General features: G+C 34.7%; 22 protein-coding genes. 15 read left to right on the forward strand and 7 right to left on the reverse strand.

The window, feature by feature from the left end:
- The first annotated feature begins 66 nt into the window (after positions 1-66).
- From fdnG to ACWIUX_RS08290, 3 genes are read left to right on the forward strand one after another with little or no spacing between them, the layout of a single operon-like run.
- Positions 67-3,063, forward strand: coding sequence for a formate dehydrogenase-N subunit alpha (fdnG, locus tag ACWIUX_RS08280; protein WP_448590259.1), 2,997 nt, complete (start codon positions 67-69; stop codon positions 3,061-3,063).
- A 1-nt stretch (position 3,064) separates the two neighbouring features.
- On the forward strand, positions 3,065-3,841 hold the full coding sequence (locus tag ACWIUX_RS08285) for a 4Fe-4S dicluster domain-containing protein (RefSeq protein ID WP_448590260.1): 777 nt from the start codon (positions 3,065-3,067) through the stop codon (positions 3,839-3,841).
- A 2-nt stretch (positions 3,842-3,843) separates the two neighbouring features.
- Positions 3,844-4,494: a formate dehydrogenase subunit gamma gene (locus ACWIUX_RS08290; RefSeq protein WP_448590261.1), complete on the forward strand. Its 651-nt coding sequence runs from the start codon at positions 3,844-3,846 to the stop codon at positions 4,492-4,494.
- 65 nt (positions 4,495-4,559) lie between these two features.
- Here ACWIUX_RS08290 and ACWIUX_RS08295 read toward each other — a convergent pair whose 3' ends face one another.
- From ACWIUX_RS08295 to ACWIUX_RS08320, 6 genes are read right to left on the reverse strand one after another with little or no spacing between them, the layout of a single operon-like run.
- Complete coding sequence (locus tag ACWIUX_RS08295) at positions 4,560-5,780, reverse strand: ABC transporter permease (protein ID WP_448590262.1); 1,221 nt, start codon at positions 5,778-5,780, stop codon at positions 4,560-4,562.
- On the reverse strand, positions 5,777-6,985 hold the full coding sequence (locus ACWIUX_RS08300; protein ID WP_448590263.1) for an ABC transporter permease: 1,209 nt from the start codon (positions 6,983-6,985) through the stop codon (positions 5,777-5,779). The genes ACWIUX_RS08295 and ACWIUX_RS08300 overlap by 4 nt, the downstream gene beginning before the upstream one ends.
- Positions 6,982-7,722 carry an ABC transporter ATP-binding protein gene (locus ACWIUX_RS08305; protein WP_448590264.1) on the reverse strand — a complete coding sequence of 247 codons (741 nt, stop codon included), beginning with the start codon at positions 7,720-7,722 and terminating at the stop codon, positions 6,982-6,984. The genes ACWIUX_RS08300 and ACWIUX_RS08305 overlap by 4 nt, the downstream gene beginning before the upstream one ends.
- On the reverse strand, positions 7,719-8,825 hold the full coding sequence (locus tag ACWIUX_RS08310) for an efflux RND transporter periplasmic adaptor subunit (RefSeq protein WP_448590265.1): 1,107 nt from the start codon (positions 8,823-8,825) through the stop codon (positions 7,719-7,721). Before ACWIUX_RS08310 ends, ACWIUX_RS08305 begins: the two co-directional genes overlap by 4 nt.
- 40 nt (positions 8,826-8,865) lie before the next feature.
- Positions 8,866-10,197, reverse strand: coding sequence for a TolC family protein (locus ACWIUX_RS08315; protein ID WP_448590266.1), 1,332 nt, complete (start codon positions 10,195-10,197; stop codon positions 8,866-8,868).
- Positions 10,198-10,227: 30 nt separating this feature from the next.
- Positions 10,228-11,253, reverse strand: coding sequence for a ketopantoate reductase family protein (locus ACWIUX_RS08320; RefSeq protein WP_448590267.1), 1,026 nt, complete (start codon positions 11,251-11,253; stop codon positions 10,228-10,230).
- Positions 11,254-11,440: 187 nt separating this feature from the next.
- On the opposite strand from ACWIUX_RS08320, the gene ACWIUX_RS08325 reads away from it, so the two are divergent.
- Positions 11,441-12,085: an MBL fold metallo-hydrolase gene (locus ACWIUX_RS08325; RefSeq protein ID WP_448590268.1), complete on the forward strand. Its 645-nt coding sequence runs from the start codon at positions 11,441-11,443 to the stop codon at positions 12,083-12,085.
- A gap of 1 nt (position 12,086) precedes the next feature.
- Here ACWIUX_RS08325 and ACWIUX_RS08330 read toward each other — a convergent pair whose 3' ends face one another.
- Complete coding sequence (locus tag ACWIUX_RS08330; protein WP_448590269.1) at positions 12,087-13,352, reverse strand: replication-associated recombination protein A; 1,266 nt, start codon at positions 13,350-13,352, stop codon at positions 12,087-12,089.
- 93 nt (positions 13,353-13,445) lie between these two features.
- Between ACWIUX_RS08330 and ACWIUX_RS08335 the strand changes: the two genes are divergently transcribed.
- From ACWIUX_RS08335 to gmk, 11 genes are all read left to right on the forward strand, one after another.
- Positions 13,446-14,339 carry an MBL fold metallo-hydrolase gene (locus ACWIUX_RS08335; RefSeq protein ID WP_448590270.1) on the forward strand — a complete coding sequence of 298 codons (894 nt, stop codon included), beginning with the start codon at positions 13,446-13,448 and terminating at the stop codon, positions 14,337-14,339.
- 112 nt (positions 14,340-14,451) lie between these two features.
- The gene (locus ACWIUX_RS08340; protein WP_448590271.1) at positions 14,452-15,369 is read left to right on the forward strand and encodes a diguanylate cyclase; all 918 of its coding nucleotides are present in this window, start codon (positions 14,452-14,454) and stop codon (positions 15,367-15,369) included.
- A gap of 367 nt (positions 15,370-15,736) precedes the next feature.
- On the forward strand, positions 15,737-16,945 hold the full coding sequence (gene nifS / locus ACWIUX_RS08345) for a cysteine desulfurase NifS (protein ID WP_448590272.1): 1,209 nt from the start codon (positions 15,737-15,739) through the stop codon (positions 16,943-16,945).
- Positions 16,927-17,355 carry a Fe-S cluster assembly scaffold protein NifU gene (gene nifU / locus ACWIUX_RS08350; RefSeq protein WP_448590273.1) on the forward strand — a complete coding sequence of 143 codons (429 nt, stop codon included), beginning with the start codon at positions 16,927-16,929 and terminating at the stop codon, positions 17,353-17,355. The genes nifS and nifU overlap by 19 nt, the downstream gene beginning before the upstream one ends.
- Positions 17,356-17,602: 247 nt before the next feature.
- On the forward strand, positions 17,603-19,510 hold the full coding sequence (dnaK, locus tag ACWIUX_RS08355; RefSeq protein ID WP_448590274.1) for a molecular chaperone DnaK: 1,908 nt from the start codon (positions 17,603-17,605) through the stop codon (positions 19,508-19,510).
- A 204-nt stretch (positions 19,511-19,714) separates the two neighbouring features.
- Entirely contained in the window at positions 19,715-20,287 is a 573-nt protein-coding gene (locus ACWIUX_RS08360) for a nucleotide exchange factor GrpE (protein ID WP_448590275.1), read from the forward strand.
- Entirely contained in the window at positions 20,277-21,182 is a 906-nt protein-coding gene (locus tag ACWIUX_RS08365; protein ID WP_448590276.1) for a DnaJ C-terminal domain-containing protein, read from the forward strand. The genes ACWIUX_RS08360 and ACWIUX_RS08365 overlap by 11 nt, the downstream gene beginning before the upstream one ends.
- A complete protein-coding gene (locus ACWIUX_RS08370; protein WP_448590277.1) occupies positions 21,182-21,511 on the forward strand; it encodes a MerR family transcriptional regulator in 330 nt (109 codons plus the stop codon). Before ACWIUX_RS08365 ends, ACWIUX_RS08370 begins: the two co-directional genes overlap by 1 nt.
- Positions 21,498-23,903 (forward strand): ATP-dependent Clp protease ATP-binding subunit, encoded by a 2,406-nt coding sequence (locus ACWIUX_RS08375; protein ID WP_448590278.1) that lies wholly within the window; start codon positions 21,498-21,500, stop codon positions 23,901-23,903. Before ACWIUX_RS08370 ends, ACWIUX_RS08375 begins: the two co-directional genes overlap by 14 nt.
- Positions 23,900-24,730 carry an SDH family Clp fold serine proteinase gene (locus ACWIUX_RS08380; RefSeq protein ID WP_448590279.1) on the forward strand — a complete coding sequence of 277 codons (831 nt, stop codon included), beginning with the start codon at positions 23,900-23,902 and terminating at the stop codon, positions 24,728-24,730. Before ACWIUX_RS08375 ends, ACWIUX_RS08380 begins: the two co-directional genes overlap by 4 nt.
- Positions 24,730-25,377, forward strand: a complete 648-nt coding sequence (gene gmk / locus ACWIUX_RS08385; RefSeq protein WP_448590280.1) for a guanylate kinase — start codon at positions 24,730-24,732, stop codon at positions 25,375-25,377. Before ACWIUX_RS08380 ends, gmk begins: the two co-directional genes overlap by 1 nt.
- Position 25,378 lies beyond the last annotated feature (1 nt).

Consider the following 25,378-nt stretch of genomic DNA (forward strand, 5'->3'; position numbering starts at 1 on the left):
TGATATTATAGACTTGATAGTGTTTTGAAATTGAAAAATATATTCACTATCAAGGGAGTGAAATGAATGGGGAAATTTAATAGAAGAGATTTTCTGAAGCTTTCCTTTGCTGGTGCTGCAATGATGGTTTTCGATGGCAATGTAGCTGTACCAAAGGTTGCCTATGCAAGCGTACCTTTTAAGCTAAAGGATACTAAGGTTACAAATTCCGTATGTATTTATTGTGGGGTTGGTTGTGGTCTTTTAGTTTATTCAAAGGATGGAAAGGTAATAAACGTCGAAGGTGATCCTGATAATCCAAATAGCGAAGGTGGACTTTGTGCGAAAGGATCTACTTGTTTGAGCGTTTACGATAGTCCTCTAAGATTGAAAAAACCAATGTATAGGGCTCCCGGTTCGGATAAATGGGAAGAGAAGAGTTGGGATTGGACTATTTCTGAGTTAGTCAAAAGGATCAAAAAAACTCGAGATAGTTCTTTTGTAAAGACATCAAACAACGTTACTGTAAATAGAACTGAGGGTCTTGCTATGCTTGGAGGTGCGTCACATGGTACCGACGAGTGTTATCTGTTTTCTAAGTTTGCTAGGGCTCTTGGCATAGTTTATCTCGAACATCAGGCAAGAATCTGTCACTCTTCTACTGTAACTGCTTTAGGGCCAAGTTTTGGAAGAGGGGCAATGACAAATTCATTAATAGATGTGAAAAATTCTGATGTGATTATGATATGCGGAGGAAACCCTGCAGAAAATCATCCAGGTAGCGCTCGTTTTATAAACATGTGCAAAGAACGTGGCGGAAAGGTTATTTCTGTTGATCCAAGATTTACTAGAACTTCTGCACTCTCAAATATTTATGCTCAGATAAGGCCTGGTACTGATATTGCATTTTTTGGCGGGCTAATAAACTATATTATTCAGAATAATAAATACCAGGATGTTTATGTAAAGCACTATACTAATGCGTCATATCTTTTGAAACCTGAATATAGTTTTCAGGATGGATATTTTTCTGGATGGGATATGGCTAGTAAATCATATAATTATTCAAGTTGGGCATATCAAACTGGTCCTGACAATAAGCCGCTAAGAGATATGACTCTTCAGGATCCAAATTGTGTATTTCAGAAGATGAAGCAACATTATTCACGATACACGCCTGAGGTTGTTGAAAAGATTACAGGAATAGATAAGAAAACATTTCTTGAAATCGCTCAGTTATATAGTTCAACTGGTGCGCCGGATAAATCTGGAACTTTAATGTACGCTATGGGTCTTACGCAGCATACTGTCGGAACACAAAATATTAGAGCTTTTTGTATTGTCCAGCTTTTACTTGGGAATATTGGTATGGCTGGTGGTGGGGTAAATGCAATGAGGGGAGAAACCAATGTTCAGGGCTCCACTGATATGGCTCTTCTTTATAACTCCTGGCCTGGCTATCTTGCAGCTCCGAACGAAAAGCTGCATCCAAATTTTAAGGAATATCTGAAAAAGGTTACATTGCCTGATTGTTACTGGTCAAATGCGCCAAAGTTTGTAGTTAGCATGCTTAAAGCATGGTTTAAAGATGCAGCTACAAAAGAAAATGATTTTGGTTATGATTGGCTGCCAAAGTGGTCAAAGCCTGCTTCCTGGATGTATATATGGGACAATCTTTATAAAAATGAAGGCATTAAGGGGATGATGATCTGGGGTCAGAACCCATTGGTATCAAGTCCATTGGGCGACAAAACTGGTAAGGCTTTAGATAATCTTGATTGGCTTATGTGTGCTGATATCTTTGAAACTGAGACAGCTAATTTTTGGAGAAGACCGGGTGCTGATCCAAAGAGCATAAAAACTGAAGTTTTTATGCTGCCTATATCTTCATTTGCAGAAAAAGATGGTTCAGCTACCAATACTTCCAGATGGTTACAAATGAGATACAAGGCAATTGAGCCGCTTTATGAGTCTAAAGAAGATATGGTAGTATTAGACGCTTTAGTACGTGGCTTAAAAAAACAGTTTAAAGAAGATCCTTCTACTCCTGCTCCAGAGGCTATGCTTAATTTAACGTGGGATTATGGGGGAGATAAATATGATATAGATTCAGTGCTTAGGGAAATCAATGGGTTTGAAGTTGCTACAAAAAAACAATTGGTAAGTTTTGCAGCTCTTAAGGATGATGGCTCTACTGCATGCGGCTGTTGGATATATTCAGGAGTATATCCTCCTACAGGTAATTTGGCTGCGAGGAGAAAACCTGAAAAAGAGGGAATTGGCCTTAATTCTGAATGGGCTTGGTCATGGCCTGTAAATAGAAGAATTCTATATAACAGAGCCAGTTGCGATTTGGAAGGAAAACCATGGAATCCTGATCTATCTCTTATTTACTGGGATAGTGAAAAAAAGAAGTGGACTGGTCGAGATGTACCAGATTTTTTGCCAACAAAGGCACCAAGCGCACCTGGTGGCGATGCTCCTTTTATAATGATACCTGATGGTGGAGGAAGGCTTTTTGTACCAGCTGGAATAGTGAAGGATGGTCCTTTCCCTGAGCATTATGAGCCAATCGAATCTCCTGTGAAAAATCTTATAAGTTCTGTTCAAAATAATCCTATAGCTATAGTTTTCAAATCCAATATTGATAAGTATGCACCCTTAAACGACCCAAAATATCCATATATATGTACTACATATAGGTTGACTGAGCATTATCAGAGCGGAAGTATAAGCAGAAAGATTCCGATTTTGGTCGAAGAGATGCCGCAGGTTTTTGCAGAAATAGATCCTGAACTTGCAAAAAATCTTGGAATTAAAAATGGAGACAAAGTAGAACTTGAGTCTATTAGAGGAAAAGTAAAGGCTCAAGCTTGTGTTACTTCCAGGCTGCAGCCGATTATGATTGATGGCAAAAAGTTTCATATAGTAGGGATACCGTGGCACTGGGGTTTTGTAGGAATTGATCCTGATAGCGGTAAAAAAGAATCTTTTTCTGCTAATCTGATGACTGAAAATGTTGGAGATCCGACTTCTGAGATTCAAGAGTCTAAAGCTTTGATGATTAACTTAAGGAGGGCCTAAAATGGATAGGGTGGCCTATATGTTTGATTCTTCTAAGTGTATGGGATGTAGAGGTTGTCAGTCTGTTTGTAAGCAATGGAACGATCAAAAAACTGATCCTACTACCTTTAATGGATTCTATACAAATCCGCCAACTTTGAACCCGCATACGCGTATGATTATAAATTTCTACGATGATTTTACTGAAAAACAAAACTTTAACTTTCTTAAATATCAGTGTTTTCACTGTGGAGAACCTGCCTGTGTAAAGGCTTGCCCAAGCGGAGCTCTTTTCCAGGCAGAAAATGGCATAGTAGCGTTCGATGTAAACAAGTGTATAGCATGCGGTTATTGCCATAGTGCCTGCCCTTTTGGGATTCCGCAGATCGGTAAAGTAATAAACAAATGTGATATGTGCTATTCAAGGGTTATGGAGGGCAGCAAGTCTGATGGAACTGCTACTCCTGCCTGCGTAAAGGCATGTTTGGGAGGAGCGCTATATTTTGGCAAGAGAGATGACTTGGTAAAAAAGGGTAGAGAAAGGGTTGAAATTTTGAAAAAAGAAGGTTATACAGAAGCAAATCTTTATGGTGAAAATATACTTGGGGGACTGGGGGTACTGTCTATATTGAAATATGAACCTGAAAAATATGGTTTGCCAAAAGATCCTGTTTTTCCAGTAAATACTCTTATCTGGAAAAATATAATGCATCCACTTGGGTTAGTGATGTTGGGTGGTGCTGCAGGTTTAGTATTTCTTCACAGAATGTTACAGTTTGGAAACAAGGAAGGTGATTAATAATGGCAAAAAGAATGATCGAAAAACATAAAAAATCTACTCGTATTTTTCACTGGCTGCACCTTATAACTTTTATAATAATGCTTTGGACGGGATTATCTTTGTTTTATCCTGCAATGAACGTTATGGGATTAACCTTTGGAAGCTTAAGAAATGCTGCTTTTTTGCATAAGTATCTTGGATTCTTCTATCTTTTGCTGCCTCTTACTTATGCAATATTTAACTTTAATCTATTTTCAAAGTTTATTAAATTAATTAGTACCTTTACACCAGAAGACAAACAGTGGATGAGGGTTTTTGGCGGGTATCTTGCCCCGCTAATAAAAGCGAAATATATTCCACCACAAGGAAAAATCAATGCAGGGCAGAAGCTTTTGGGATGGATAATTATTATATTTTCTTTGTGTCTTGGTTTAACTGGTTCAATGATGTTTTTTTATAAGTACTTTCCTGGGTACTTAATTCAGGTAGCAATTATTATTCACGTCTTTTGTGGCACCTTTTTGGGGTCGGCAATTATTGTTCACTTCTACCTCGGAGCAATCAATCCGAGCTCTAGAAAAGAACTTGGAACAATGCTTGGCAATGGGATGATTGATGAAGAGTATGTAATGAAACACAATGCGCTCTGGTATGAGGAATTAAAGAAGTAAATTTTCTTTTTTTAAAAAAATCCAGGCTTCTGATATATGTTAATTAAGATATCTCAGAAGCCTTTTTACGAATAGATAGCTCTTATCGGGTCAACATCTGCTGCCTTTTTGGCTGGAATTGTACCAAATATTACGCCCATTAAAAATGCTACAAATATAAGCGGGATTAAAATCTTATAAGGCACTACAAATGGCATTTTTGTAAAAAAGGTTATCGCAAAGGTTATTAAAAGTCCAATTAATACCCCAAAAATTGTTCCGGATCCAGAAAGTATTGCTGCTTCTATGAAAAATTGCATTAGTATATCTTGTTTTGTTGCACCGAATGATTTTCTAACTCCTATTTCCTTCGTCCTTTCTTTTACTGCTACTAAGAGAACTGCAGCTATTCCTAGCCCTCCGATAAATACGGCAATCATTGCTAGAGCAAGCGTAAGACTGTCGAGTGTTTGAGTAGATTTAGTTTGTGCAGCTATTATGTCACTTTGATCTTGAACAGTAAAGTCATTTTCTTGATTATCTGTTAATTTGTGGTTTTGTCTTAAAATTCTTATAACTTCATCTTTGTAAGAACTCATTAGATACTCCTGAGGGGCTGAAATGTAAATATTGTTAATATAAGTAACATTTAGTAGTCTATCAAGCGCAGTATTAAGAGGAATAATTATCTGGTTATCTTCGTCTTGTCCTCCAATATTTATACCTACTGGATCTTGTATACCTATAACTCTAAATGGTATTTTGTTAATCAAAATTGTGGCGCCAAGTAACTGTTCAGGAACGGCATTTAAATTTTGTATGACCGTTCTGCCAATTATTGCAACTCTTTCGCGAAGTCTATCTTCTCTAGAGGTAAATTCTCTGCCCATACTAACAGTATAGCCCCTCACACTAAATAAGCTGGGAGTTGCTCCAATTATAGTAGTCTGAGCGCTATAATCAGAGAACTTTACAACAAAAGAGTTTTGTTGAGTAGCAGCTACTTTAGCATTTGGAAGATCCTTTTTTATTACAGTGTAATCAAATGGGGTTAAGGTTGTTACGTTTCCAACCTGATGAGGTCTATTTCCCACTACTTTAAGTTGTCCTGCTGTAACTACGATTAAATTACTGCCCATACTCTTTATCTGGTCAACTGTTTTTTCTTTGACGCCTGAACTGATGCTTGCAATTACCACGGTTGCACTTATACCAATAAGAAAGCCAAGAATAGCAAGGGTTGACTTTCCCTTTCTTCTGGATATGCTTCTTATTGCTTGTGAAAAATTAATAAAGAAATTGTTCATCTCTGCAACACTACTGCGGGGTCGTATGAACTGGCCTTTATTGCAGGCTGAATGCCAGCAATCAAAGCGATTAGGGTAGAAACGCTAAATGCTACAAGGAACAATAGTGGACTAATTGAAACGTGTATTCCAGTAAAATGTCCTACTATTAAACCTAAAATAGCTCCGAATATTGCACCAAAGAATGAACCAATAATACTTATTACAAATATTTCGAGAAATACCTGTATTATTATAAGAGACTTCGTGGCTCCAAAGGCTCTTCTAAGAGCTATTTCCTTTTCCCTTTCAGAAATTGATGCTTGCATTATGTTAGAAACTACTACGGAACCAATTATTATAGAAATGATAGTTGAGACAACGAGAAACATATTTAAAGTAGAATTAATTCTGTTCAGAAATTCCATTACTTGATCAGGCGTTATAATTGTAAAGTCGTCTGGAAGCCCCTGGGCAGTGAGTTTATGGTTGTATCTTAAGATCGTACTGATTTCTCCTGCGACGCTATTTATATTTGTTCCACGTGCAAACTTTATTCTCATCATAGTAATATATGTCTGGTTTAACATTCTTTTTAACATAGTATTAAGAGGTATAATGATTCTATTGTCTCTATCCGTTCCGTTTGGAGTGGTGCCAAGTGAGCTTAAAACACCAATAACAATAAAAGGTGTGGTTCCAATTCTGATAGTCTTGCCTAAAGGATTTTGCCCCTGAAAAAGCTGTCTTTCAACTGTCGTACCAATTATTGCTACTCTTGACATAGAAATGTTTTCCCTTTCAGTAAAAAATCTACCTTCAGCTACATCCCAATCCCAGGCAGTTGTAAACATAGGCGTCGCACCGACAATAGTGGTATCTATATTTTGTGCGCCATATTTTGCATTCATGTGGCTGGTTGCTTCAGGGTCTATTGCTACAATGCCACTTATTTGATCGCTGATTGAGCGAACATCATCTAAGGTCATTGTTGTTGACCTCTGGAATGGCTGTCCTGGCTGTCTTCTGCCACCTGCAAAAACTATCACAGATGTAGGACCAAATTGCTGAAGGGTTTCGTTTACGAGTTGTCTTGCTCCAAGGCTTATCGATGTTACTAATGTGATTACAAGGATACAAAGCGATATTCCAGCTATCATAATAAAAACCTTCAAGCCTTGTTTTAAATTTATTTTAATTGCTGAAGAAAGTATCTTAATTATCATGGGTTAATCACATACATCTTTTGTAATTCTTCTTGAGCTGACTTTGGTGTTCTTATTATATCCTCTTTTAATACCTTTCCAAAACTGAGAGTTATAACCCTATTACTAAAGAGAGCAATTTCGGGAGAGTGTGTGACCATCAGTATTGTAATGCCTTCTTTGTTTAGCTTTTGAAAAACCGACAATACCTCCATACCCGATTGAGGGTCAAGATTTCCTGTGGGTTCATCTGCAAGGACTAATTTTGGATTGTTTATTAAAGATCTCGCAATAGCTACTCTCTGCTGTTGTCCGCCTGACAATTCAGAAGGGTAAAAATCTAACCTTTCTCCTAAACCAACAGTTTGGAGGTATTTTTTGGCTCTTTCTTTAACATCTGGTGGTGGATTTTTAGCATAGACAGATGGTAATAATACATTCTCAATTGCAGTGAGGTCGGGTAAAAGGTGAAATTGCTGAAATATAAAACCGATGTACTGATTTCGCAAGTGAGCAAGCTCGTTATCTGAGAGTTTAGATGTTTCTTTGTTATCGAGAAAATATCTACCACCAGTAGGTCTATCCAAAAGTCCTATTATATTCATTAAGGTGGTCTTGCCGCTACCAGAGGGAGCCATAATAGAAGCAAATTCTCCCTTTTCTATAGTAAAACTTACGCCTCTTAAAACAACGGTTTCAAGAGTACCTGATTTATATACTTTTTGAATGTTATCTAACTCTATGATTTTTTCGCTCATTTTATTTTCTTTAATATACTTTCTGGAATGTCGCCTACTATTACTTTGTCGCCTTCCTTTAAACCGCTAATTACTTCGGTGTAGTCCAGATCTGATATTCCAGTCTTAATTGCCCTTTTCTCATACACTCCAGGCGCTGTTTCTACAAAAACCACTGTTTGGTTGCCAAAAGTTTTTAAAGCAAGATTTGGTACTGCGAGTACATCCTTTTTTTCATCTACTTTGATATTTACATTTGCTGTCATCCCGGGTCTTAAAAGATGACCAGGATTTGAATTAATAGTTATTACTGTTGTGTAATATACTACATTACTTACTACAGTTGATGTTGGATATATTGCTGCAACAGTTCCTGTAAAAGTTTTATTTGGATAGGCAAGAACTGTAAAGGTAGCTGGCATTCCTACTTTTACCTTTCCAATGTCAGTTTCATCAACAGATGCATCTACTTCGAGTTTGTCGAGGTCATCAATTGTAACAAAATTAGGCGCATTTAACCCAGATACTACTGTTTCACCTTGGTGTGTGGTTACTGCTGACACCATACCACTTATCGGAGCTGTGATAGTGCAGTATTCAAGATTTACCTTTGCGGTATTGACAGCAGCAGAAGTTGCTTCTAAATTACCTTTTTGAGCAAGATAATTAGCTTTAGCGCTGTCATATTTATCCTTTGAGATAAGTCCTTCTTCAAATAGTTTGGCATATCTTTCATAGGTTACCTTTGCGTAATTGTAGTTACTTAGTGCTGCCTGGTGATTTGCTTCTGCTTGATTTAGAGCTGCAATTTGTGGTCTTGGATCTATCTCGGCCAGCACTTCACCTTTCGTAACAATACTACCTACCTGTACGTTTAATTTTACAACCTGCCCAGTAACTCTGGCACCAACGTTAATCTGAGCACCGACTTGTGGATTGACAGTCCCAGTTGAATTTACCATTTCTGTAATGGTTCTTTTTGTTACAGGTACAGTTTTAATTGCTTGCTGCGATTTTTTTAGATTGTTCATATAGGCGTTATATCCAAAAAATGAACCTATAATAATTATTATTAAGACGATAAACAAGGCTATTATCTTTTTTTGTTTAAGTATTTTTAACATTTCTCCTCCTTTTACACAAGCGCGGATGCTTGTGTTACTTTTAATAATTTTCTACATTTAGAAATTTAACACCTACATCCCTTTCGAGTGCAGCAAGACTAAGATAGTAATTGTACTCGTTTATTATTCTTTGGTTCTTGGCAGAAATGTAGTTATTTCTAGCTGTTGTCAGATCAATTATAGAATTTAAACCTTCTCTATATTGTGCTTCATTTACTTTTAGATTTTCAAGAGCGCTTTTTACAGCTGCATCAGATAGTTCAAATGTAGAATAAGCGTTATTTAAATTTAATATATCAGTCCATACAGCGAGTTTAACCGAATTCTCTAGATTATCTTTTGTTTTTATTAAAGAGTTTAGTATATCCTCTTCTTGTCTAATCTTTGAAATGTTTTGTCCGCCATTAAAAAATGTTATAGTTGCTGTAATACCATAAAACCAGGAATAGTTCTCAGGTGGAAATTTACTATCGCTTCTAGAATAATCGCCTACTAAGTTAATTTTTGGATACAAAGAACTTTTAAGATTTTTTAAAGTATACTTGGCTGCTTCAATTCCTTCTACAGCGGCTGCTATATCAGGCCTATTTTTTAGAGCAATAGAAAAGATTTCATCAGCAAAGCCTGTTTTTATTTGTTTAGGTGCCATATTATAAGCAATTTGGGCTATTGTAAAATTTTTTCTAGGGTCGTAACCCAACACGTTTGCTAAGTTTGCTAGATTTACCTTGATTTGATTTTGGGCATTAAGAAGAGAAATTTTAGCATTTTGCACTTCAACTTCAGCAGATAAAACATCAGATCTAGCCACCAAGCCTACGTTAAATTCTGATTGGGTATATTTTAAAACTAAGTTAGCCAAATCTAAACCTTCTTTGGCAGTATCGTAAAGTTGTTCTGCAGATAAAACGCTTAGATAGCTTTGTTTTACTTGGTACTCTATTTGTCTAAGTGTATCAAGATATTGTTTTTCACTTTGTTTATAACTATGGTATGCACTTTGTATATATGAATTTGTTGCTCCAAAGTCATAAAGAAGTTGGCTTGCATCCAGCGAATATGAAAAATTGTCTCTTGAACCATATGAAACATTATTTGTCGACATGGGTCTAATTCTCTCGTAGTCTAAAGATCCTGTAATGTTCGGTAATCTATAACCTAAAGCCTGTATGTATGTTTCTTTTGCTGATTGCATCTGATAATACTCAGCTTGAAGAGTTTTATTATTTTCTTTTGCGATTGTTAGCGCATCTTCAAGTGTTAGAACATCTTCCTCATTTGTATTAGCAGCATAGGCCCTTGATACAATTGGTGATAAGCTGTAGAACGCTAAAAAAAATATTAACGAAATGTTAATGAAGATCTTTAACATATATTTTTTCCTATTTGTTTTTGGTATCATCTATATTAGCCTGTATTTGTATAAAAAGTTTCTTTCTTTATTAAGATAGAGTTCTTCTAAGCCTTTAACTATATGATAAGACGTGTAAATTACAGGAGTATTAAGACTATTTTTTTTACCTCTATGATATAGCTCTCCAAGAGTAAATTCTAGTTCTGTTTTCTTTTGTCTTAAAATATCAACAGACATTGATACTCTTAGATCCTTTAAGTTTTTTATTTTAAGTTGATTTGCTTTTCCGTTTAGTATTTCTATAGCTTCATTTTCGTTAAGTGTAGTTGTCAAATTTATTACTTCAAGGCCATTCATATCAAAAAGCCTTATGCCCTCGCTTTCTGCTACGTTTTTACCCTCCTTCAATGCATCTAGAAATATTTTGCAAAGGTTTTGTGAGCTCCAAATCATATGATAGGGCAGTAACGTTAAACAGCCTACAGCTGCGCCTGCACTATAGAACACGAGTTTGTTCCAAACAAGTCCGATTGGGTCATCTTCTATATTTGCAGGAAAGCTTGCATCGATAAATGTTTGAGATAACTCTTCTAAAAATTTTGCAGAAGTATTTGTTTTCTCATACAAAGAAAGCCAAATAGAGCCAGGTGAAGTGTAATTTACAATTCCTTTATCTGTAAAGGTTGCACCTATAGTGCAAGCTGAAGATATTGCTTTTTCTTTTCCTATGAAATTGATTAGTTCATCTTCCTTTTTTATACCATTTTGAAAAGAAAGTGCATAAGAGATGTTTGGTTTTATCACTTCAAGCGCATCGTAATAATCTTTTGTGGCAAATGATTTTACTACAGTAATCATCAAATCAAACTTTTCGCTTTCAATAAGTTTTGGGTTGCTAAATGCCTTAACATTTTTGTAATGTTTTATGCCTAGTGGTGTTGCAACCTTTATACCGTTATTGTTTATAAAATCGGTATTTTTACTAAATCCAAAAAGTACAACTTCATGTTTTTCTGATAAGTGTGCTGCAAATAACATGCCTAAAGCTCCAGTACCAGCAATCAAGATTTTCATTTTATCACCTCTTAAATAAGAAATACGAATTAATTAAGTTATATGTAACAAGCTTATTTTAACACTTTGATCAATTTGATCTAAAATAATACTATGTGTAGTTAGTAACGTTTTTGTAGTCGAAAATAGCTACAATTTTAATGCAAAAAAAATTTAAAAATTCTATATTTTAGAGGAGGAGGTTAAGATGAAGATTGAATATTTTGGTCATGCATGTTTTGTAGGGGAGACAAAAGCTGGCACGAGATTTATGTTTGACCCCTTTAATGAGAAAGTGGGTTATCCTTTGCCCAGTGTTTCAGTTGATGTTGTACTTACATCTCATGATCATTTTGATCACAATGCAGTTAATGTAGTTAAGGGAAATCCAAAGGTATATAAAGATGCTGGCAAGTTTGAATTCAAAGACCTTTCTATAGAAGGACATATATTCAACCATGACAACAATAGTGGAAAGGATAGGGGAAAGGTTGTTGCTTATAAAGTAACTGCTGATGGAGTTAGTATAGCTCATATGGGAGATCTAGGGGAAATTCCAGCCAAAGAATCTTTAAAACCGTATGAAAACGTTGATTTACTTTTAATTCCTGTTGGTGGATTTTATACAATTGGGCCTGATGAGATGATAAAGGTTGTTGATATGATCAAACCAAAACAGGTTATCCCAATGCATTATAAAATGACTGGGAATGAATTCCCAATAAAGACGTTAAATGAATTTTTAGCAAAGTGGAAATATAGCGTAAATAACATTAATTCTAGTAAATATGAAGTTATATCTAACAATAAAGAGAAAGAACTAATAGTAATGAAGGCAGTTTTTGAAAAATAAGCTATTCGTTTTCATTTCCCCATAGCTTTTGCAGTCTCTCTTTGATCTTTTTTTCGAAACCAACATCAGAGGGATAATAGAACTTCCTTTTTTCAGATAGATACCTTTGCTTCACAAAGTGTTCTGGGAAATCGTGTGGGTAAAGGTATCTATTTTTTAGGTCTTCAGTGTGAATATTTTTAAGATGTTCAGGTATTTTTAAAATTTGTTCATCCTTAATTGATTTTTTTGCGTTGTTTAGTGCCATATACGCGGTATTACTTTTTGGTGCACAGGCAAGATACACGGTGGCATGGGCAAGATTGATTTCAGCTTCAGGAAGACCTACAAAATTTATCGCATCAAGAGTAGAAGTTGCAATAGTTATTGCATAGGGATCAGCTAAACCTATATCTTCTGAGGCAAGTATTATTAGTCTTCGAGCTATAAATCTTGGATCTTCACCTGAGTCGAGCATAAGAGCTAGGTAATAGATGGCAGCGTCAGGATCGCTACCCCTTATAGATTTTATAAAGGCTGAAATTGTGTCATAGTGTTGATCTGATGATCTGTCAAACAAGAGTTTTTTCTCAATTATTCCTTCTAGGCTATTTTTGGAAAGCTTTACAATATTCTCTTCAGATGATTCAGCAATTAACTCAATTATATTTAATAAATATCTTGCATCCTTTTGCGAAAGGTTTATTATTAGATCCTTTGTTTCTTTATCAAAAACAATCTCTTTATTTTTAGATTTTTTGTAGTAATCTATTGCTCTGTAAAACAGTTTTTCGAGGTCATCTTTACTGAGAGGGTGTAATGTAAGAAGTAATGACCTTGAAAGTAAAGGCTTGATAATATAAAAAAAGGGATTTTCAACGGTAGCTCCTACAAATTTAATAGTATTATCTTCTAAGACTGGAAGCAGGGCATCTTGTTGAGCTTTGTTCCAGCGATGGACTTCATCTACAAAGAGTAAAGTGTCTATTCCTCTTTTTTTATTCTCTACTGCTTTGTCAATAATCTTTCTGAATTCTGGCAGTCCGCTAAGCACAGCATTTAAGATTTCAAAGTTGGCTTTCGAATAAGATGCTATTATTTTTGCAAGTGTTGTTTTGCCAACTCCAGGAGGCCCATACAATATAACGCTTTTTAATTTTGCGTTAACTATACTTTTATAAATAACTCCATCCTTTTTCAAAAGATGTCCTTGCCCAAGAAACTCATCGAGATTTCTGGGCTGAAGCAACTTAGCCAGTGAAGTTTCGCTTTCAAATAAGCTTTCCATATTTTTAATTTTATCAAAATAAAGTTATAATTTGCTTAATATATTCTTCATACTTGGTATATTGAGTCAATACTTTATAAGGGAGGTAAACAGTTGCAGTTAATTTATATAAACGAGCGTTGTGGATATATAAAATCGAGCGTAAATATTGGTTTTTTAATAAATGAAAGTAAAGAGGCTATCTTAATCGATGCTGGAATTGATGATGATAACGCAAAAAAGGCATATAAACTTCTTAAGACTGAGGGAATTGTGCCAAAGGACATAATTATTACTCACGCTCATGCAGATCATTTTGGTGGCGCATGGTGGTTTGTAAAACATCTTAATACAAAAGTACTGTCAAGTCTTCCTGCAAGGTCTATATTAGAATATCCTTTGTGGGAGCCTATATACCTCTTTTCTGGGGCATATCCTCCAAAGATTCTTCATCAAAAATTTTTCCTTGGAAAAAAGGTAAGTGTAGATAGAATTTTAAACTCAGGGGTTATAAGTCTTGAAAATATAAATTTTGAAATTGTTGAGCTACCTGGACATTCCTTTGGTCAAATTGGAATTTTGTTCGAAAACTATCTTTTTTCTGCTGACTCCTTTATATCTTTTGAATTTTTAACCAAACACAAGATACCCCTTAACTCGGATATAAGAGGTAGCTTACAAACTTTAAGTTATTTGAAGAATTCTAATTTTAAAGGAATAATACCCTCACACGGTGAACTTTTTGAGAGTTATTTTGACGTCTTGGTTGAAAATGAAAGAATTATAAATCAGGTTTTAGAATTCATTTTGGAAATATGTTTTAAGAAAACCTCTGAAATAGAACTCTTAAATTTGGTGTACGATAAATTTGGCATCTTAATAAAAGATATGGCTAGCAATGTTCTAATGAGACTTTCTATTCTAGCATATATAAGCTACTTGTTAGATGAGAGTCTTTTAGCCATAGAATTTATAAACAATCAACCATTTTTTATTAGAACTCCTTAAAAAATTTTGATTGATGCCTTTCTTCTTATAAAAAATTGTATTTGACATAACGTAAATGAATATGATATTCTCTGAACAATTTATTTTATAGTTTTGTTGTGGGAGGAGATCGTTGAAGCATATTAGTGGGAAGAATATAAAAAAATGTGATTTAATTCTTGATAATTTCTTAAAGTGTCCTATTGGCGATTCTTCAGTTTTTCCTATGTGTATAATAGACAAAGATCTAAATATAATCAGTAAAAATGAAAAATTTTCAACCTTTTTTGAATGTGATTTAAATTTTACAAAATTAAACGATGACTTTTTCGGACGTAAAGATTCTCTAGATTCTAGTAAGTTGTTAGAGCAGTTTGAAAAACAAGAAGATAGTATTTCTTTTTTATTTACTAAAAGATGCAAAGATGAATTTAAACATATATTAATTACCTCACAGTTGTTTATTGCAAATGAGATGACCTTTATTATATGTCTGTTTCAAGATTTCTCTAAGATTTTCCAACAAAATGAAAGGATAAAATATTTAAGTTTTCATGATGAATTAACAGGTCTTTACAACAGAAATTATTTTGAAAATGAAGTCAAAAAGATTAGCGATGGAAGGCTAGATCCTATTGGTGTGTTTGTTATGGATGTCGATGGCATGAAGTTAATTAATGACTCACTGGGGCATCAGGCAGGTGATAAGGCTCTTAAAGAAATGTCGAGGCTTCTTAGAAAAACGTTTCGTAAGAGTGATATTGTCTGTAGAATTGGGGGAGATGAATTTTCAGTTATAATTCCTCGTGTCAATGATGGTCTAATGGAGATGTTGTGGAAAAGATTACTCTCTATTTATTTGAATTCACAAGATCAGTTTTTGGTTCCTTTATCCTTTAGCATGGGCTATGCAGTGGGGAATACAAAGGATGAAGATTTCGAGAATATTTTTAAACGAGCAGATATGGCTATGTATTCTGCTAAATTTTCAAAAAAAAACAAAACTTACAGAGAAATAATAAGTAAAATAGAAAAATTTAACCTTTCATAAATTTAAAACTTAATAAAGCCTCTTTTTAAAAATTAAATCCATCTTAACTTGAATAACAATTTACACATGCTTTATTTTATTGACAAAATAGAATTTTTATGTTAGCCTTCTAACCTTTTTAATTTTGCTTCTGGGCTACGAAGAGAATATTCTTTAAACAAACCTTTTCAAAATTACCTAAATAACTGTAAAAAACTTTTTTAATAGATTATTTAGGGAACTACCAAATAGTTGACTAAAATGATAAACTATTATAAACTTATACTTGAGTAGATTAGTGAAATATTTTTACTAAAAATTCATTAAATGTGTTTAAAGAAGTTATAAGTTTGATTTTTAAAAATTAGATTCAAAGGAGGATTTTAAAGTGAAAAGATCAATATATATGGATTATGCTGCTACAACTTTTGTAAGACAAGAGGTTCTGGATGAGATTTTGCCGTATTTTAAGGATAATTTTGCGAATCCTTCTTCTCTATACAATTTTGCCGAGGTTAACAGAAGCGCTATAAAACTTGCCAGACAAAGGGTAGCAAAAGTTATAAATTCTGATGAAAATGAGATTTATTTTACGTCTGGAGGTTCTGAAAGCGACAATTGGGCTATTAAAGGCATAGCGTTTGCTAATAAATCTAGGGGAAATCACATTATAACATCACAGATAGAACATCATGCAGTACTTAATGCAAGCAAATTTCTTGAAAAAAATGGGTTTTCTGTAACTTATTTACCAGTTGATTCTGACGGTTTTATAAACATAGAAGATCTGAAAAATGCTATTACCGAGAAAACTATATTAGTTTCGATTATGTTCGCAAATAATGAAGTTGGTACGATTGAACCAATATCAGAGATTGGAAAAATTTGCAGAGAAAAAGGCATATATTTCCATACTGATGCTGTCCAGGCAGTTGGACATTTGCCTGTTGATGTAAAATCAATGAATATAGATTTGTTGTCTATGTCGGGTCACAAGTTTTATGGTCCTAAGGGTGTAGGAGTGCTTTATATAAGAAAAGGTGTAAAGATTGATAACTTAATTGATGGCGGTTCTCAAGAACGAGGAAAGAGAGCGGGTACAGAAAATGTTTCTGGGATTGTAGGATTGGGTAAAGCTATTGAAATTGCTGGGCAAGAACTTGATTTTGAAGCTAACCGCTTGAAAATCTTAAGAGATAAGTTAATTGACGGTATTTTAAATAAGGTTCCTAAAGCAAGATTGAATGGACCTAGAGGAGACAAAAGATTGCCAAACAACGTTAACTTTAGTTTTGTCGGAGTTGAGGGTGAGACGCTACTTTTTGATCTTAATGATGCAGGAGTATTCGTTTCTACTGGAAGTGCGTGCGCGTCAGGTTCTTTAGAACCATCGCACGTTTTGCTCTCAATTGGTCTATCTCACGAAGTTGCTCACGGTTCTGTTAGGATGACTCTCGGATTAAACACAACTGAAGAGGACGTTGACTATGTAATAGATGTTTTACCCAAAATTGTGGAAAGACGTAGGGGCATGTCGCCTCTTTGGAACCAGATTTCGGACAGAGAGGAGAAAATATCATGTACAGCGAGAAAGTAATGGATCATTTTAGAAACCCAAGAAATGTGGGTGTCATTCCTGATGCTGATGGAATAGGTGAAGTAGGCAATCCTAGATGTGGTGATATTATGAAGGTTTATATAAAAGTTAAGAATAACGTGATTGAGGATGTAAAGTATGAGACTTATGGATGCGCATCTGCAATAGCATCATCAAGTATTGCAAGCGAGTTAATAAAAGGGAAAACACTTGAAGAAGCCTGGAAAATAACTAATAAGGCAGTGGCAGAAGCTTTAGATGGATTGCCCCCTATGAAAATGCATTGTAGCGTTTTGGCTGAAGAGGCAATACATAAAGCTATAAATAACTACAGAAAAGCCAATAATCTTGAGCCGTGGAAAGAGAGAACACATGCACAGGTTATAAAGGATCATCAATGTAATAGTTAAGTTTTTAATTACATAAAATATTACATAAAATTATAAAATTAACATCTCACAAAACAAAATTTGTGAGATGTTTTTATTATTTGGTAAAAATGCATCCAAGGTTTAATATGAGTATTTTTTGTCAAATAAATTTATTATTGATATAATATAGCATTGAGTATATTATTATAAACACTATTGACACATATTAATAAATATGTTATATATTATTTGTATAAAATTTTATAAAACACTTGGAGGTGTAATAATGTCAGAGAAAATAGTCGGTATCGACTTGGGTACAACAAATTCTGTTATTGCTGTAGTTGAAAGCGGTGAACCGGTAGTTATTCCTAATAGTGAGGGTAGTAGGCTTACTCCTTCTGTAGTTGGCTTTACAAAAAATGGTGATAGGTTGGTAGGTCAACTTGCAAGAAGGCAAGCCGTGCTCAATTCTGATAATACTGTTTATTCAGCAAAAAGATTTATTGGACACCGTTTTTCAGAAGTTGCTGATGAAAGGAAGAGAGTGGCATATCAAGTTGTACAGGGTCCAAATGATTCTGTAAGATTTAGAATTCCTGCTATAAATAAGGATCTTTCACCAGAAGAGATATCTTCTATGGTATTGATGAAATTGAAAACAGATGCTGAAGCCTATCTAGGAACAAAAATTAAAAAAGCAGTAATCACTGTTCCTGCGTACTTTAACGACTCACAAAGGCAGGCTACAAAGGATGCAGGTAAAATTGCAGGTTTGGAAGTAGTGAGAATAATAAACGAACCTACTGCCGCAGCTCTTGCATATGGTCTAGATAAAAAGAAAAATGAAACAGTACTTGTATGGGATCTAGGCGGTGGAACTTTTGATGTATCTATTCTAGAAGTAGGAGACGGAGTTTTCGAAGTTAAGTCTACATCTGGTGATACACACCTTGGTGGAGATGATTACGATCTTGCGCTTGCTAATTATTTGGCTGATGAGTTTAGGAAAGATCAGGGAATAGATTTGAAAGCCGATAAGCAGGCTTGGCAAAGGCTTCTTGAGGCAGCAGAAAAGGCGAAGATTGAGCTCTCTTCTATGACTTCTACGAATATAAGTTTGCCATTTATTACTGCTGACCAAACAGGGCCAAAACATCTTGAGATGAGTATTACAAGGGCAAAATTTGAAGATATTACAAGACATCTTACAGAAAGATGTATAGCTCCTTTTAAGCAGGCTCTTGAAGATGCAAAGCTAAAAATTGAAGATATAGATGAAATCATCCTTGTAGGTGGTTCTACTAGAATGCCTGCGGTTCAAGAACTTGTTAAGAGATTGACCGGGAAAGAACCAAATAAGGGAGTAAATCCTGATGAAGTTGTAGCTGTGGGTGCAGCAATTCAAGGTGCAGTTCTCGCAGGAGAAGTAAAGGATATTGTTTTGTTAGATGTTACTCCTCTCTCCCTTGGAATTGAGACGTTAGGTGGCGTTTTTACAAAAATGATTGAAAGAAATACTACTATTCCTACTAAAAAGAGTGAAATATTTACAACAGCAGAGGATAACCAACCTGCAGTTGAGATCCATGTCTTGCAGGGAGAAAGAGCAATGGCAAGAGACAACAGAACACTTGCGAGATTTAGATTGGAAGGGTTACCACCAGCTCCAAGAGGAGTCCCTCAAATTGAAGTTACCTTTGATATTGATGCAAATGGCATATTAACTGTTCATGCAAAGGATTTGGGTACCGGTAAAGAACAAAAAGTTACAGTAACTGGAGCTTCTACTCTATCTAAAGAAGAGATAGATGAGATGATCAAGAAAGCTGAACAATTTGCTGAGGAAGATAGGCGAATCAAAGAAGAGGCAGATACAAGAAATCAGGCAGAAAGCTTTGCTTATAGTTTAGAAAAGACTCTAAAAGATTTGGGTGATAAAATTTCGCAAGATGAAAAGTCGAAAATTGAGAAAGGAATCTCTGAGTTAAGAGATCTGGTCAAGAAGAATGCAGGTAAATCAGAAATTGAGGCAAAAATGAATGAACTAAAACAACTAAGCTATAAGATCAGTGAAGAGATATACAAAACTAGTTCGGCAGGTGCCTCTTCAGGGACTTCTGCGTCTAGTTCTTCAGACCAGGGACCTCAAGAGGGAGAAGTAATTGATGCTGATTTTAAGAAAGAAAACTAGAGCAAGATAATTTCTAGCCTTTTACTATTTTAAAAAAGTTATTTAAGAATTTTAGGTATCGAGTGACAGATATAGGAGAAATGAAATGCTATGTATGTCACTCGTTACCAAAATATTATTATGTTTGAAATAATTTTGCAAATTAATCATATATTGTATTTTTTTTAATAACCAAAATTAGCTTTAGATAAAAAGGAGGTAAATATGTCTGAAATTAAAATAGAAAATAATAATAATGAAAATAATAATAATAAAGACAGCGAAGAACTAAAGGATTATGTAGAGACCCCAATAGATGATAAAGATGCTCTTATTGAAAAGCTTAAACAAGAAATTAATGACTTACAGAATAAATATTTAAGAAGTTTAGCCGATTATGATAATTTAAGAAAACGAACCCAAAAAGAAATAGAATTTAGAACTAATGAAATTAGAAGAAATTTTCTTACAAAAATATTGCCTAATATAGATCAGCTTGAAAAAGCTCTATCCTACTCTGATTCCGAAAATTTTAAAAAAGGAATAGAGATGGTTTATAAAAACTTGTTTGAAGCTCTTAAGTCAGAAAATGTAACGAAAATTAATGCAGAGCCTGATACTATTTTTAATCCTCTCTATCATGAAGTAGTGTTTGTTGAAGAATCTGATAAACCCGAAGGAACCATACTTCAGGAATTGAGTGCTGGATACATGTATAACAACGAAGTATTAATTCCATCAAAAGTTAAAGTTAGTCGGCCGCCTAAAAAGGAAGGCGAAACTTTAGATGAAGTATAAAGATTATTATAAAATTCTTGGAGTTGATAGGAATGCAACGGAGAAGGAAATAAAGCAAGCATACAAGAAATTAGCCAGAAAATATCATCCTGACCTACCTGGAGGCGATGCTGAAAAGTTTAAAGAAATAAATGAAGCTCATGAAGTTTTATCAAATCCTGAAAAGAGAAAAATATATGATCAAATGGGAACTTCATGGACAGGAGCGGGCGCCGGCAATCAAGGCTTTAACTTTAACGGCAACTTTTACACTCAATACAACGTTAACCCTGGTGAATTTGATAATATATTCGATCTTATAAATAGTATCTTTGGTTCTACGAGTAAAAGAGGCTTTTCTAGTAGAGGTTTTTCACCATTTGATCTTTTTGGAAAGCAACAAAATGTAAGAACAAATATTGGTCAAGATGTAGAGTCAGAAGTTACTATAACGCTTAACGAATATTTGCATGGAACTACAAAAAAAGTAAATTTACCTTACTTGAATAAAGATGTTGAGCTAAAAATTCCTGCAGGAGTTAAAGAAGGTTCGAAAATTAGATTTAAAGGTTTGGGTCAAAACGGTGGAGATCTGTATCTAAAAATTAAAATAGAAAAGGACCCAAAATTTTCTATTGATGGTGATAATATAAAGACTTCTGCTAACGTTTCTTTGTTTACGGCTCTTCTAGGAGGAGAAATTCCGGTAGATACTCCTGATGGAAGGGTGAAAGTAAAGGTCCCGCCTGGCTCTTCATCTGGAACAATTTTAAGGCTAAAGGGACTTGGTGCACTTAAGCATAACAAGACAAGAGGCGACTTGCTTGTAAATATAAACGTTCAAATACCTAAAAACCTCTCTGATGAAGAGAAGGAAATAGTTACAAAATGGGCTAAGTTAAGGGGTGAGAAATAATGCCTGAAACAAGTGGTTTCTATGCAATAAGTATTGTTTCGAAGATGTTGTCAATTCACCCACAAACGATAAGAAGATATGAAGAATTAGGTTTGATTTGCCCAAAAAAACTTGCCGGAAAAACAAGGGTTTTTAGTGATGAAGACATAGAGGTGTTAAAAAAGATTCAAGAATTTACAAAAGATCTTGGAATAAATATTGCTGGCGTTGAGGTGATTTTAAGATTATCCAAACGAGTGGAGGAATTAGAGTCAGAAGTTATAAGGCTTAATAACTTATTAAATAATATTTCTAAAGAAAAGGAGGGTGAGAGCGATGAACCCAGATAAGTTTACAGAACAGCTTAGAGATTCTTTAGAATCATCTCAGAGAGTGTTGATGAATTTTCAAAACAATCAGCTTGATGTAGAGCATCTATTATATGCTATGCTAACTCAGCAGGACGGTCTTGTTGGAAAAATTTTAACTAGAGCTGGAATTAATAAGAACGATATAAAGGATAGATTGGAAGCAATTTTAAATAGACTTCCCAAAATACAGTATTCATCTTCTGTTCCGCAAATTTATATTACACCGTCCTTAAAAAAGGTTTTAGATATAGCTGAAGAAGAAGCGATTAGGTTAAAGGATGAGTTTATTGGAATAGATCACGTCTTGATTGCAATTGTAAAAGAGGGCGAAAGCCCTGCTTCGAGACTTTTAAAGGAGTACGGTTTCACAGAAGAAAAGGTTTATCAAATTCTTAAGGATATAAGGGGTACACAAAGAGTGACAGATCCAGGTGCTGAAGAAAAATATCAAGCTCTTGAAAAATATACGAGAAATTTAACTCAACTTGCTTTAGAAGGTAAGTTAGATCCTGTAATTGGCAGGGATGAAGAGATTGAAAGGGTTATGCAAATTCTTTCTAGGAGAACTAAAAATAACCCTGTCTTAATAGGTGAACCAGGTGTGGGAAAAACAGCAATTGTTGATGGTATTGCTCAAAAAATTGCTTCTAATGATGTGCCTGAGATCCTTAAAGGGAAGCAGCTTTTAGCACTTGATATGGGGGCTTTAGTTGCTGGTACAAAATTTAGGGGCGAATTTGAGGAAAGGTTGAAAACAATAATTGATTCTGTAACTAAGACGCAAAATTATATATTGTTTATTGATGAGTTGCATACTGTAGTAGGAGCAGGTGCTGCAGAAGGAGCTATAGATGCATCAAATCTGTTAAAGCCTGCACTCGCAAGAGGCGAGCTGAGAGTGATAGGTGCTACAACCCTAGATGAATATAAAAAATATATAGAAAAGGACCCCGCGCTCGAAAGAAGGTTTCAACCAGTTTATGTAAAAGAGCCGAGCGTAGAGGATACTATTTCTATCCTAAAGGGTTTAAGAGATAAGTATGAGGCTCATCATAGGGTAAAAATTACTGATGAGGCAATTGAGTCAGCCGCTCATCTTTCTGAAAGATATATATCAGATAGATTTTTACCAGATAAGGCTATTGATCTGATTGATGAAGCTGCTGCTAAAGTTAGAATTCAGCTTTCTAATATGCCCCAAGAGCTTAAAGAATTGGAAAATAAGCTTTCAAGGTTGAATCAAGAAGGGCAGGAAGCGGTGAGAAGAGAAGATTATGAATTAGCTGCAAAATTGAAGAATGAATCTGAAGCACTTTCAAGGGAATTTAAGGAAAAAAGAGATAAATGGCTTATTGATAAGAAGGTTAATGAAGTGGTAGATAAACAAGATATTGCAAATTTGGTTTCTAAGTGGACAGGAATACCTGTAACAGAATTGGTTCAAGAAGAAGTTGACAAGTTAACCAACATGGAAAATATCCTTCATAAGAGAATAATTGGACAGGATGAAGCAGTAACTGCTGTTTCCGAAGCAATAAGGAGATCAAGATCGGGTTTAAAGGATCCAAGGAGACCAGTTGGATCTTTTCTGTTTCTTGGTCCAACGGGAGTTGGTAAAACTGAATTGAGTAAAGCCCTTGCTTCCTTTTTATTTAAGGACGAAAATGCTTTGGTAAGAATTGATATGTCAGAATATATGGAAAAACATTCTGTTTCAAGGTTGGTAGGGGCTCCTCCTGGTTATGTGGGTTATGAAGAAGGTGGACAATTAACAGAAGTAATTAGGAGAAGACCATATTCTGTAATACTTTTGGACGAAATTGAAAAAGCTCATCCCGATGTCTTTAATATATTATTGCAGGTTCTAGATGATGGAAGGCTAACTGATGGTAAGGGAAGAACTATAGATTTTAGGAATACTGTTATAATAATGACATCTAATTTGGGTTCTGATATACTTTTGAATTCCAATGTTGAAGATGAGCGAGAATTTGAAAAGGCAAAAAATAGGGTTTTATCTTTGTTAAATTCAACTTTTAGACCAGAATTTTTGAATAGAATAGATGAAATTGTAGTTTTTAAACCTCTATCTAGATCTGATATTGAAAAAATAGTAGAATTAATAATAAACGACATTCAGGAAAGATTGAATGAAAAGAAAATTAAAATTATACTAACAGATGAAGCTAAGAAGTTTTTTGCTAAAGAGGGTTATGAACCAACATTAGGAGCAAGACCTCTAAAAAGGTACATCCAGAAAAATTTGGAAAATCTTATTGCTAAGGAAATTTTAAATAATAATATAAAGGAAGGAGACACTGTGAAGATAGCAGTGGAAGATAATAAGATTAAATTGGTGATAAATAAATGAATTTTTTTGATATAATTTGGTTTATTTTTATAATATTTGCTTTTACTCCTGTATTACAGCAAAAATACCTTGAGAATATGAGAATTAGAACTATAAGGTCTATGGAAAGGAAAATGAATTCGAGGGTTATTACACTTATACACCGACAGGAGACTATTTCTTTTTTTGGCATTCCGCTTTCGAGGTATATAGATATAGATGATTCGGAACAAATTTTACGAGCTATAAGACTTACAGAAAAAAATGTGCCTATCGATATTATACTTCATACTCCTGGTGGTCTAGTGCTTGCAGCCGAGCAAATAGCAAAAGCTCTCATAAGACATCCAGCTCCTGTTAGAGTATTTGTGCCTCACTATGCTATGTCAGGTGGTACTATGCTTGCTCTTGCTGCTGATGAGATATATCTTGATGAAAATGCGGTTTTAGGTCCTGTTGATCCTCAGTTGGGAGAATATCCTGCTGTATCTATTATACAGGCTGTAAGGGAAAAGGGTAGAGAAAATGTTGACGATAGAACTTTGATTTTAGCTGATATGTCTCAAAAGGCTATCAATCAAGTAAAGAGTACAATCAAGCAACTCTTACAGGATAGAATGGATTCTGAAAAGGCATCATTTTTAGCTGACTTGTTTACAAGCGGAAAGTGGACTCACGATTATCCAATTTCGTATGAAGAAATAAAGAATTTGGGCATTTCGGTTAGAAAGGATTTGCCTGATGAGGTATATGAATTAATGGAATTGTACCCTCAAGCTGGTAACAGAAGACCATCCGTGCAGTTTATTCCACTTCCTTATAAAGTTCCTACAAAGGGTAATAAGTAGTGTATAAAAAGAACGATGAAAGAAAAGGTTTATTATTTGTAGTTTCAGGACCTTCTGGTGTTGGGAAAGGTACAGTAATTAAGGAACTAATGCAAAGGGATCCTATGCTGTGCCTTTCTATTTCTATGACTAGCAGATCCAGAAGGCCTAACGAAGTTGACGGTAAAGATTATTTTTTTGTTTCTGAATCTGAGTTTTTAGAACACATAGAAAAGGATAACCTTCTAGAATGGGCAAAAGTTCATGGCAATTACTATGGTACTCCTAAAGATTATGTTTTAAAAAAATTAAGCGAAAATAATGACGTTATTCTTGAAATAGATACCAGGGGTGCGAGTAAAGTAAAATCGTTGTATCCTGAGGCAATCTTAATCTTTATTGTACCTCCAAGATGGTGTGATCTCAGATTGAGGTTGGAAACTAGATCTTCTGAAAATTTCGATGAAATAAGAAGAAGACTTTCAAGATCAGTTGAGGAAATTGAAGAATATTTTATATATGATTATATAATCATAAATAATAGTGTCATAGAAGCTGCCAGCGAGATTGAATGTATTATCGTTGCTCAAAGAGCAAGAAGGGAAAGAAGAGAAGATATAATATCGAAACTTAGGTCAGAAATACAATTTGGACAGGAGGTAATATAGT

This window comes from Thermodesulfobium sp. (assembly GCF_053498235.1).

What these genes read in the sequence shown, in the direction of transcription:
- ACWIUX_RS08290 (WP_448590261.1), top strand. Translation starts at nt 3,844, where the DNA reads ATGGCAAAAAGAATGATCGAAAAACATAAAAAATCTACTCGTATTTTT.
- ACWIUX_RS08285 (WP_448590260.1), top strand. Translation starts at nt 3,065, where the DNA reads ATGGATAGGGTGGCCTATATGTTTGATTCTTCTAAGTGTATGGGATGT.
- ACWIUX_RS08300 (WP_448590263.1), bottom strand. Translation starts at nt 6,985, where the DNA reads ATGATAATTAAGATACTTTCTTCAGCAATTAAAATAAATTTAAAACAA.
- fdnG (WP_448590259.1), top strand. Translation starts at nt 67, where the DNA reads ATGGGGAAATTTAATAGAAGAGATTTTCTGAAGCTTTCCTTTGCTGGT.
- ACWIUX_RS08305 (WP_448590264.1), bottom strand. Translation starts at nt 7,722, where the DNA reads ATGAGCGAAAAAATCATAGAGTTAGATAACATTCAAAAAGTATATAAA.
- ACWIUX_RS08380 (WP_448590279.1), top strand. Translation starts at nt 23,900, where the DNA reads ATGAATTTTTTTGATATAATTTGGTTTATTTTTATAATATTTGCTTTT.
- ACWIUX_RS08375 (WP_448590278.1), top strand. Translation starts at nt 21,498, where the DNA reads ATGAACCCAGATAAGTTTACAGAACAGCTTAGAGATTCTTTAGAATCA.
- ACWIUX_RS08370 (WP_448590277.1), top strand. Translation starts at nt 21,182, where the DNA reads ATGCCTGAAACAAGTGGTTTCTATGCAATAAGTATTGTTTCGAAGATG.
- ACWIUX_RS08325 (WP_448590268.1), top strand. Translation starts at nt 11,441, where the DNA reads ATGAAGATTGAATATTTTGGTCATGCATGTTTTGTAGGGGAGACAAAA.
- ACWIUX_RS08330 (WP_448590269.1), bottom strand. Translation starts at nt 13,352, where the DNA reads ATGGAAAGCTTATTTGAAAGCGAAACTTCACTGGCTAAGTTGCTTCAG.
- nifU (WP_448590273.1), top strand. Translation starts at nt 16,927, where the DNA reads ATGTACAGCGAGAAAGTAATGGATCATTTTAGAAACCCAAGAAATGTG.
- ACWIUX_RS08310 (WP_448590265.1), bottom strand. Translation starts at nt 8,825, where the DNA reads ATGTTAAAAATACTTAAACAAAAAAAGATAATAGCCTTGTTTATCGTC.
- ACWIUX_RS08360 (WP_448590275.1), top strand. Translation starts at nt 19,715, where the DNA reads ATGTCTGAAATTAAAATAGAAAATAATAATAATGAAAATAATAATAAT.
- ACWIUX_RS08365 (WP_448590276.1), top strand. Translation starts at nt 20,277, where the DNA reads ATGAAGTATAAAGATTATTATAAAATTCTTGGAGTTGATAGGAATGCA.
- dnaK (WP_448590274.1), top strand. Translation starts at nt 17,603, where the DNA reads ATGTCAGAGAAAATAGTCGGTATCGACTTGGGTACAACAAATTCTGTT.
- ACWIUX_RS08315 (WP_448590266.1), bottom strand. Translation starts at nt 10,197, where the DNA reads ATGTTAAAGATCTTCATTAACATTTCGTTAATATTTTTTTTAGCGTTC.
- ACWIUX_RS08295 (WP_448590262.1), bottom strand. Translation starts at nt 5,780, where the DNA reads ATGAACAATTTCTTTATTAATTTTTCACAAGCAATAAGAAGCATATCC.
- ACWIUX_RS08320 (WP_448590267.1), bottom strand. Translation starts at nt 11,253, where the DNA reads ATGAAAATCTTGATTGCTGGTACTGGAGCTTTAGGCATGTTATTTGCA.